This is a genomic window from Sulfuricurvum sp. RIFOXYD12_FULL_44_77 (genome assembly GCF_001830725.1).
Taxonomy (GTDB): domain Bacteria; phylum Campylobacterota; class Campylobacteria; order Campylobacterales; family Sulfurimonadaceae; genus Sulfuricurvum; species Sulfuricurvum kujiense_A.
In genome coordinates this window covers 1-8873 of sequence record NZ_MIBU01000224.1, presented here as the reverse complement: position 1 = coordinate 8873, position 8873 = coordinate 1, and the positions used below count along the sequence as shown (strand labels likewise).

Below are 8873 nucleotides of genomic sequence, written 5' to 3'. Positions count from 1 at the left end.
GGCTGTCTCATTAGTCATCGAAACGATAGAGGTTGAAAATAAAAAAGCTCATGCGAACCTGATACGCGAGCTAGCAAAAACCCTTTCAAATGCCTTGCGTCGAAGTGATTCGATAGCTTATTACGGGGATGGGGTTTTTTCAATTTTATTACGCCATACGAGTGATGAACATGCGGAAATTGCAGCGGAACGTTTTTATCGTCTGATATCAAAATCTATTTTATTTGAGCAGGAGTCAACCCAGAAACATCAAAATATTTTGATGGGGATCGTACAAATAGATTCATGCCTACTTGCGGAAGAGATATTAGAGCAATCCATTGAAGCAATGCATTCATCCGCTTCAACCGATATCTCTGACTAATACCTCTACGCCGCAAATCCGAGGATATAATAGGTCGGTTTCCCCTCCACTTTTTGAAGTTTTAGCTTACCCAGTTCTCTAATCGCAATCCCTCAACCCGCTCAAATTCTTTGGTGTTATTGGTGACCAATATCGCATCACTCCCTTTGGCATGGGCGGCAATGAACAGATCATTGGAGCCGATAATATTTCCGCTATTTTCCAATTCTACCCGAATAGTAGCATAGGCTAATGCACTGTTTTTATCGAAATCCATGATCTGAAAATTCTCAACAAATGAGAGGACGAGATCAAAGAGTTTTTCGCTCCCTTTTTTCTTTGCACCATAGATCAGTTCAGACACGACGACAGTAGAAAGAGCTATCGTATGATCTTTTTCAACAGCTTTGAGTTTTTCTTTGATATGCTCAGGCTTATTTCGGATGATATAGCTGCACATGTTGGTATCGAGCATGTAAAGCATTAAAATATCTCTCTATTTTGAATAGGCAGTTGCTCTCGATCTTCCAGAAATCCCGCAGTATCGATCTCCTCTAAGGCATCAAAAAACAGATCCCATTTCTTCTCTTTTTTCGGCTTAATAATCAGCGTATCGCCTATTTTATCGATGCACACTTCATCCGTATCGACACGAAACTCTTTTGGGATACGAATCGCCTGTGAACGACCGTTTTGAAACACTTTTGCCATAACCGTCATCTCAGATCCTTTATGCAAGATATATACCATAAGTATATACCAAATCAAAGCCCGTGTCAATAGATATAGAATGATTTTTTTTCGCTTTTATTTACGATCTTTTGAGGGGGAATACAGATGCATGAAAATTGAATAGATGACCCCTATTTTTTATAATTTAGTGGAGATTTATTTGCATGTTTAGCTACTAACTAGTTTATATGTTGATAAACAATAGCATAAATTAAAGATTACGCTATTTTGTCCGATAGTAAATTACAAATGTTATATCTAACTAAGTAAAAGATATTTATTTGTGGATATAAAAATTTATATAAAATAAGTATTTTTTAGCTAATATGACTAGATATAATTTAAAATACTATTTTGAAAGTAATTTAACTGCATGGCAATAATTGATGAAGTTACCATAAAAGGGTTCAAATCTATTCAAGAGCAGACAGTGTCACTTGGGCAGATGAATATCTTAATTGGAACGAATGGGGCAGGGAAAAGTAATTTTCTAGAAGCTCTTGCTGTTCTTTCTGCATCAGCAGAGGGTGGAATAGATTATCAAAAACTCAAAAATAGAGGCTCCCGCCTTTCTGCTGCTGATATATTTAGAAGTGCATTCCGAAATATTCCTAGAAAGAAATTTTTTGAATTAAAAGCGAAAATGTCTGATTATGAATATGATATGAAAATAAATTCATCTGAACAGTTTTCGTACTTTTCTGAAAATTTAAAAGAAAAGCATAGCAAAATTGCAGGACGCTCATATGCCGGTGCGACATTTAATAATAATTCAATAAATAAACTTGATAATCAAAAAAGTATATTAGGAGTTATTCAAAGCTTTGAGGCTTCTTATACACCAATTTTAGAGAATCTGAAAAAGTTTGCAATATACTCTCCTTCAACACCTATTTTAAGAGGGGTAGCTTCAGATGAAAGTTATCAAGAACCTTTAGGACTCTATGGTGGAGGATTAGCAAAAGCATTAGCAGAGCTTATTAAAGATGAAGATAATAAGGGTGAGCTTCAAAGATTTTTTAAATTATTTGAATGGTTTCAATCAATAGGAACATCAACAGCAATCAACCCAGGTGTATCGCCAGAACAAAGTCTAGTTGGAAGTAGGATTGTAAAGTATAATGATAAGTTTATGAAAACAAATTTCAATGAACTGTACGCTTATGATGTTAGTGAAGGGGCATTATTTATTTTATTTGTATTAGTTTTATTGATTCATAAAAAAGCTCCAAATATTTTTGCTTTAGACAATGTAGATAGTACTCTAAATCCTGGGCTAATAAGACAATTAATGATACATATAGTAGAGATTTTAGAAAAACATCCTGAAAAACAGATTTTTTTAACAACACATAACCCTACAACGCTTGATGGAATAGATTTATTTAATGATCAACATCGTTTATTTGTTGTATCTAGATCAGATAAAGGACTAACTGAGTTAAAAAGAATTATGCCTCCAAAAGGCATGACAAAAGAAGAATGGGAAGAAAAATATTTCGGATTGAGATTATCTGAAATTTGGTTATCAGGTGCAATTGGTGGAATGCCAAAAGGATTTTAATGGAGCCCTTGCTTTATCTATTAGTCTCTGAAGGTCCAACAGATTTTTTAGTTATAAGTGAAATTTCAAAGAGAATTTCTTTGAATACTGGTAAAAAAATAGAAATTCGAGCATTGGCCCCACAAAAAGATGCAACAACAGGTCGATATGACGATTTTGGTTGGAAAGAAGTTCGTAGATGGTGCAAATTGTACGGAAAGAACATAGATCCAACTTTGAATAGTTTAGAAGCCTTTGCCGCAAGACGAAAAAATTGGATGGCAGAAATAGCAATATCAGGAGCAAATGGCTTAATTATTCAAATGGACACAGATATTGTTGATGAGATTACTGATGTTTTACCGCCATACTCTGGCTCTACCAAAAGGGCTCAAAAGCATTTTTGCAATAAGGCTTTTTTAACATGGCTAGGTGAAAGTATAAAGCCTTCTAACTTATATTTTTTACATTCGGTACATTCAACAGAAAATTGGGTATTAGCAACTCATGACAGAACTGAATTGATATTTTCTGATTTACCTCCCAGTTTTGATTTTGAAATGTTAACTACTGACGAAGTTATAGGCCGTTTAAATTTACTTGCTTATCAGACTTACGTTAAATCAAAGCGATTAAAACTAAATAAAGATTTAAGTTTATACTCAAAATATGCTAAAAAAATTTCCGATAAGTTACATAAAGTTCGCACCGAATGTGATGAAGTTAATGGTTTATGCAATCAGCTTGAACTTTAATTTTCTTACATTTACGATTTACTAGGCGTTAAATATTAACATATTTTTTGAAAGTAGAACGCCTCAACAGACATTCTACTACCAATAATTTACGCCGCAAATCCGAGGATATAATAGGTCGGTTTCCCCTCCACTTTTTGGAGATTCACTTTGTACTTATCCGCGAAATGGTTGATTTTTTCCATCGCGTCACTGGCACTGATTTCTCCCGTCGCATCAATCTTGATTTTAAAATAGTCGTTGCTGTTGGACATCGCTACATACGATTCATCCGTTTTCAACGCTTCGTGCAAATCCAAAATATGTTTGATAATTTTTTCATACCCCTGTGTATTATCTTCGATGCGGGCAAGTTGGAGGCTCAATGCCTCGTTAGGGGTGTATCCGAGTTGATTTAAAATCGCTTCATGTGTCATTAGAGTATTCCTTTGTAAAAATAAAGAGGTTATTCTAACATAGAAGTATTTATTGATTATAATATCTGCATGAAATCACTCCTAATCCGTCTTACCCACGGTCTTTATGACCAAGATATCGCACCCGAAGAGCGTGAGCATATTAATGAATGGCTTACACGGAAACTTCTAACGCATGAAGAGAACAAATATCAGCTCGCATCTCAATACCGCGCCGGTATCATCTCCCTCGCTTCTGAGAGCGGTGCCTATCTGCAAACACTCGGTGAGAGTATCCGCGACCACTTTATCGAAACCAATAACCTTATGGGAGCCAAAAGCGGCGATCTCGTCATTGCCCAACGGCTTTTGGGAAAACGGGGTGGTCCACAGGCGAAAGTCGTCGTAATCGCCGGACGGAGCGAAACGTTCAGCGTCGCCGTCGTCACGATGAAAAACGGCTATTTGAGTCTCCAAGACATCCGCACCGATCACCCCGCAGGATTTGCCCTCAATGATCTTCCCGAAACAGCCGAAGGCTCACTCTATCAGATCAACAACCAAAGCGGAACAATAGCCGCCTATCTGGGCAACCTCAGTGACCCGAAAGTGGATGAGAAAATCGTCCTCGCCCTCTACAACAAACACGATGCGTTCGAAGATGACGTATTAGCTATGGCACGCGAATTTCCAAAAGAGGTCGATGCCTCGCTGTATCCCAACCGCCGCGATCTGCGCCATCTGCCGTTTTGTACCATCGACCCCGTCACCGCCAAAGATTTCGATGACGCGATCTGTTTCATCCCCGAAACCTCCACCCTCTACGTCGCCATCGCCGATGTGAGCGAATACGTCCACCCGTTTGGAGCGATCGATGCCGAGGCGATATACCGCAGTTTCTCGATCTACCTCCCCCACCGATCCATCCCGATGCTCCCACGCGAACTCAGCGAGACTCTCTGTTCCCTCCAGCCTCTCGTCGATCGTCTCGCCTACACGTTTGAGATGCACATCGATCCCGAAACCTATGAGATGGATTCGCATACCCTGTATGAGTCGATCATCCACTCTCACCGCCGTTTCAGCTACGAAGAGATCGACGCCTTTTTCGAAGGGAATCTCGAAGCTAAAACCGAAAAAGAGACCAAGGTTTTAGCCTATATCCCTCTCCTCAACGACCTCACCTATAAACTGCGTGAAGAGCGGATGAAAAAAGGGTATAACTTCCGTTCCAGCGAACTGGAGATGCGAATCGATGAAGAACAGAATATCGTCTCCACCGAGTTTGCCGTTGAAACGCCGTCCCATGCCCTCATCGAAGATTGTATGCTCCTCGCCAACAAAGCCGCCGCTTCACTGTACGAACGGGGAGTGTTTCGTATCCACGAATCCCCTAGCCCGATGAAGCTCCAAAGCCTCTACACCGAGTTGGCGAGCATCGGTATTTTCGTCGAGTCCCAAGGCTCTATCAAAGAGACCATTATGGCGATCCAAGCCGAAGCGGAGCGACGCGATCTCATCAGCGAGGTCGATACCCTCATCATCCGCGCTCAGATGCAGGCACGCTACGCCCCCTACAATATGGGACACTTCGGATTGGGATTTGATCGATACACCCACTTCACCTCTCCGATCCGCCGCTACAGCGACCTGATCGTCCACCGCCTCCTCAAAGCGATTGCCGCAGGAGATACCGAAGAGGGATCGTACGTATTGCGCAACATCGAGTCTCTTTGTACCTCCATCAGTGAAAAAGAGCGTGAAGCGAGCGACATCGAGATCCGATTCCAAGAGCGCAAATTCGCCCGCTGGGCGGCCACCGTGATCGGTCAAGAGTTCAAAGCCCGTATTATGCGTGCCGAAGAGCCGTTCATCGCCGAAATTCACGACACCATTACGGGGGCAAAAGTACAGATTTCCTCACAATTTGGTTTGATGCTCTTCGATGACATCATCGTCAAAATCGAAACCGCCAACCTTGCCACCGCAAAAATCACCGCCTCATTTGTGAGCCGAATAGAGAAGGAAACGGATGAATAGACAAGAGCTAGACCGTCACCTCCAAAATCATTCAGCACCACGAGCGATGGCGCTCTTCGGCGAGAGCCATTTTCTGATCGACCGCTATGCCCACCGACTTGCCCAGATCGAGGGGGCATCGGTTCTCAGCCTCTATCATGACGAATACGATTTCAATACTGCAAAAGCCCACCTTTCGCAAGGGTCGCTCTTCGGAGATCAAAACCTCCTTATCGTTAAACACGAGAAAAAGCTCCCCAAAGCCGAACTCGACACCCTCGTAGAACTGGTCGGTAAAAACAGTGATAACACCTTTATCTACTGTTACTACGGCGAGGATGTCAAAGGGGCCGATACCGCGTTCAAAGGCTCCCACACGGGTTCCGTTCGTTTCTTTCACCCCTTTGCCGCCGAAGCACGCGCCATCGTAATGCAAGAAGCGCAAGCGCTAGGGGTTCAACTCGATAATCAAGCGGCATTTCACCTCCTCGACATCCACAACAACGATCTCGCTCTCGCCTGCAACGAGCTCTCCAAACTCTCCATCTTAGGCAAACCGATCGGGATGAAAGAGATCGATGAGCACGTCTTCGGACTGAGCGAAATCAAACTCGACCATTTCATCGCCCGCGTCATCGAGAAAAAAGAGTTCCTCCCCTCGCTTCGTCACCTCCTCGAATCGGGAGAAAACGAGATCCAGCTCCTCACCGCTATCAGCGGATTTTTGACACAGCTCTATCTCTTTAACAGTGCCATCAAAATTCACGGTGTCGCCGATTCGGCTCTCGTTTTGGGATACAAACTTCCGGGATTTGTCGAAAAAGAGCGCGCCGCCCTCTCGATCAAAATCTCGCCTGAGGGGTACAAACGGGGGATTAATCTCCTCCTCGATACCGAGCTAAAAATGAAATCGACAGGCTCGCCGGATCAAGAATCACTGCTTCTTTCTGCGTTACTGAAACTGCAAGCAATCCTTTAACCAAAACTAATATTAAGCTATTTTTCAGTATAATCCGCGCGTTCCTTGCTCTTTGCAACACGACTGTCGTGCTGTATAACAACCATAAGGGGCGAACACCATAAGGAGACATACGCTATGAGACATTACGAAAACCTAGTAATCGTAAAACCTACTCTTACAGAAGAAGAGATTAAAAACACCATCGCTCTCGTTGAAGAAGTGATCACTGCAAACGGCGGTGAGATCGTTGCTCGCGACGCAATGGGAATGAAAAAATTAGCTTACCCGATCGAGAAAAATGCTCGCGGTTATTTCTACGTTATGTATTACACTGTTGCACCTGCTGCAATTGCTGAAATTGAACGTCGTTTTCGTATCAACGAAGAAATTTTGCGTTTCGTAACAATGAAATACGATAGTAAGCGTGAAATTGCGGCTTGGAACGGTATGGTTGAAAAAACCAAAAAACCTGCTCCGACTGCTGCTGTTGCTGAGAAAAAAGAAGAAGTAGCTTCTTAAGTCATTACAAGGAAAACCTATGTATAACAAAGTCATTTTGGTTGGAAATCTTACTCGAGATATCGAACTTCGATATTCACAAAACGGTTCGGCAATTGCCAAAACCGCTATTGCAACCAGCCGTAAATTTACGGTAAACGGTGAGAAAAAAGAGGAGACATGTTTTGTCGACATCACTTTTTTCGGCCGCTCGGGTGAAGTAGCCAACCAATACCTTCGCAAGGGCTCTAAAATCCTTGTTGAGGGGAGACTAAGTTTTGAACAATGGGTTGACCAAACCAGTGGCCAAAAGCGCTCTAAACACTCCGTTATCGTCGAAACGATGCAAATGCTCGATTCACGCGGCGAGGGTGGTTCTCAGGGCGGTTATAACGAATACAGCGATGCTGGAAATAGCGGCTATGATGCTCCGGCTCCAAAAGCGGCTTACACCCCTCCACCGTCGTATTCTAAACCCGCACCGGCCAGAATGCCGGAAAACAATCTCCCAGAGATTGATATAAACGAAGACGAAATTCCGTTTTAGAATAAGCACAAGGATAGAACCATGTCAGAAAAAAGAAAATACAAAAAACGTTATTGCAAATACTGCGAGCAAAAAGTTGATTTCATTGACTACAAAGATGTACAGTCATTGAAATATTCACTCTCTGAGCGTTTCAAAATCATGCCTCGTCGTCTTACAGGTAACTGTAAACGTCACCAAGATATGGTTACAATCGCGATCAAACAATCACGCGCAGCTGCGTTGATTCCATACACTGTATCACGTAAAGTGATCGCTGGCGCTTCTTTCGATAACAACTAAGAATCAGCATCACCAATGTCGGCATTTTGCCGACATTCCTCTCTCCTCACGCAACACTCTTTAATCGTTTACTTAATCCATCCAACGTCTTGGATCATATCCATCAGATGGGCGTACAACTGTCGCTTTTTGAAGTTTTTTAACCAATGTAATAACTTTATTGCCATCAACAAAACTTTGCTCTACAGAGCCGTTATCGTGACGCACAAACCCATGCCGCTCATAAAAACGAATTGCGGCTGAATCATGGACAACACTGACACTGATTTGCTCATAGAGTGCTCCCGCTTCGATAAACAATTGTTCGATCATCTGTGATCCTAACCCTCGCCCTCTGTAGTCAGGAAGCACAGCCATGTTCAAAATAGGGGTATTCTCATCGATGTAGCCGTTTGAACCGTGATCGGCATTCAAACGGCGTATCCATACTGCTCCTGCGAGCTGATTATCGACAAGGGCATACAAACCTAAGTCTTTACTGGTATAGCCGTAGAACTCGTTATAAATAGCCAGTTTAGGAATATCGGAGAGTGATTTATTGACGTCGTCTAAGCGCATCGCATAATGGAGCATATCGGTCAGAATTTTTTGTTCAGAGGATCTAAGGAAATAGAGTGTTGGTTTCATAAATGAAAGTATACAGTAGCAATACTAAGAGGTTGATTTTGACAATGAGTAAAGATGTGTGATTATTTAGAAGAAGAATTAGAAGAAAAATCTGAGGCCAGGCGGCGACCTACGTTTCCACACCTGAAAGATGCAGTATTATGAGCGATGAGGGTCTTAGCTTCCGGGTTC

12 protein-coding genes are annotated in these 8873 nt (G+C 42.2%); 8 read left to right on the top strand and 4 right to left on the bottom strand.

The features are described from left to right. On the top strand, nt 1-364 hold a 364-nt coding region (locus A2517_RS08085), incomplete at its 5' end, for a diguanylate cyclase (protein ID WP_294895906.1). Nucleotides 365-425: 61 nt separating this feature from the next. Here the strand turns inward: A2517_RS08085 and A2517_RS08080 are convergent. Then, a complete protein-coding gene (locus tag A2517_RS08080) occupies nt 426-827 on the bottom strand; it encodes a type II toxin-antitoxin system VapC family toxin (protein WP_294895904.1) in 402 nt (133 codons plus the stop codon). Beyond that, nucleotides 827-1063: an antitoxin gene (locus A2517_RS08075; protein WP_294895902.1), complete on the bottom strand. Its 237-nt coding sequence runs from the start codon at nt 1061-1063 to the stop codon at nt 827-829. The genes A2517_RS08080 and A2517_RS08075 overlap by 1 nt, the downstream gene beginning before the upstream one ends. A 385-nt stretch (nt 1064-1448) precedes the next feature. On the opposite strand from A2517_RS08075, the gene A2517_RS08070 reads away from it, so the two are divergent. Together A2517_RS08070 and A2517_RS08065 are read left to right on the top strand one after the other, a co-directional pair. Further along, nucleotides 1449-2639, top strand: a complete 1191-nt coding sequence (locus tag A2517_RS08070; RefSeq protein WP_294895900.1) for an AAA family ATPase — start codon at nt 1449-1451, stop codon at nt 2637-2639. Further along, nucleotides 2639-3373 (top strand): hypothetical protein, encoded by a 735-nt coding sequence (locus A2517_RS08065; protein WP_294895898.1) that lies wholly within the window; start codon nt 2639-2641, stop codon nt 3371-3373. The genes A2517_RS08070 and A2517_RS08065 overlap by 1 nt, the downstream gene beginning before the upstream one ends. An 89-nt stretch (nt 3374-3462) precedes the next feature. Here the strand turns inward: A2517_RS08065 and A2517_RS08060 are convergent, their stop codons facing one another. After that, a complete protein-coding gene (locus A2517_RS08060) occupies nt 3463-3789 on the bottom strand; it encodes a hypothetical protein (RefSeq protein WP_294895896.1) in 327 nt (108 codons plus the stop codon). 69 nt (nt 3790-3858) lie between these two features. Here A2517_RS08060 and A2517_RS08055 point away from each other — a divergent pair, with 69 nt between their 5' ends. The 5 genes from A2517_RS08055 (at nt 3859) to rpsR (ending at nt 8075) form a co-directional block, all read left to right on the top strand. Further along, nucleotides 3859-5808: a ribonuclease R family protein gene (locus A2517_RS08055; RefSeq protein WP_294895894.1), complete on the top strand. Its 1950-nt coding sequence runs from the start codon at nt 3859-3861 to the stop codon at nt 5806-5808. Next, nucleotides 5801-6766, top strand: coding sequence for a DNA polymerase III subunit delta (gene holA, locus A2517_RS08050; RefSeq protein WP_294895892.1), 966 nt, complete (start codon nt 5801-5803; stop codon nt 6764-6766). Before A2517_RS08055 ends, holA begins: the two co-directional genes overlap by 8 nt. 117 nt (nt 6767-6883) lie before the next feature. Then, nucleotides 6884-7267 carry a 30S ribosomal protein S6 gene (rpsF, locus tag A2517_RS08045; protein ID WP_294895890.1) on the top strand — a complete coding sequence of 128 codons (384 nt, stop codon included), beginning with the start codon at nt 6884-6886 and terminating at the stop codon, nt 7265-7267. A 19-nt stretch (nt 7268-7286) separates the two neighbouring features. Then, a complete protein-coding gene (locus tag A2517_RS08040) occupies nt 7287-7793 on the top strand; it encodes a single-stranded DNA-binding protein (RefSeq protein ID WP_294895888.1) in 507 nt (168 codons plus the stop codon). 21 nt (nt 7794-7814) lie between these two features. Continuing rightward, nucleotides 7815-8075 carry a 30S ribosomal protein S18 gene (rpsR, locus tag A2517_RS08035; RefSeq protein ID WP_294895886.1) on the top strand — a complete coding sequence of 87 codons (261 nt, stop codon included), beginning with the start codon at nt 7815-7817 and terminating at the stop codon, nt 8073-8075. Between the two features lie 72 nt (nt 8076-8147). Here rpsR and A2517_RS08030 read toward each other — a convergent pair whose 3' ends face one another. Further along, entirely contained in the window at nt 8148-8702 is a 555-nt protein-coding gene (locus tag A2517_RS08030) for a GNAT family N-acetyltransferase (RefSeq protein ID WP_294895884.1), read from the bottom strand. Nucleotides 8703-8873 lie beyond the last annotated feature (171 nt).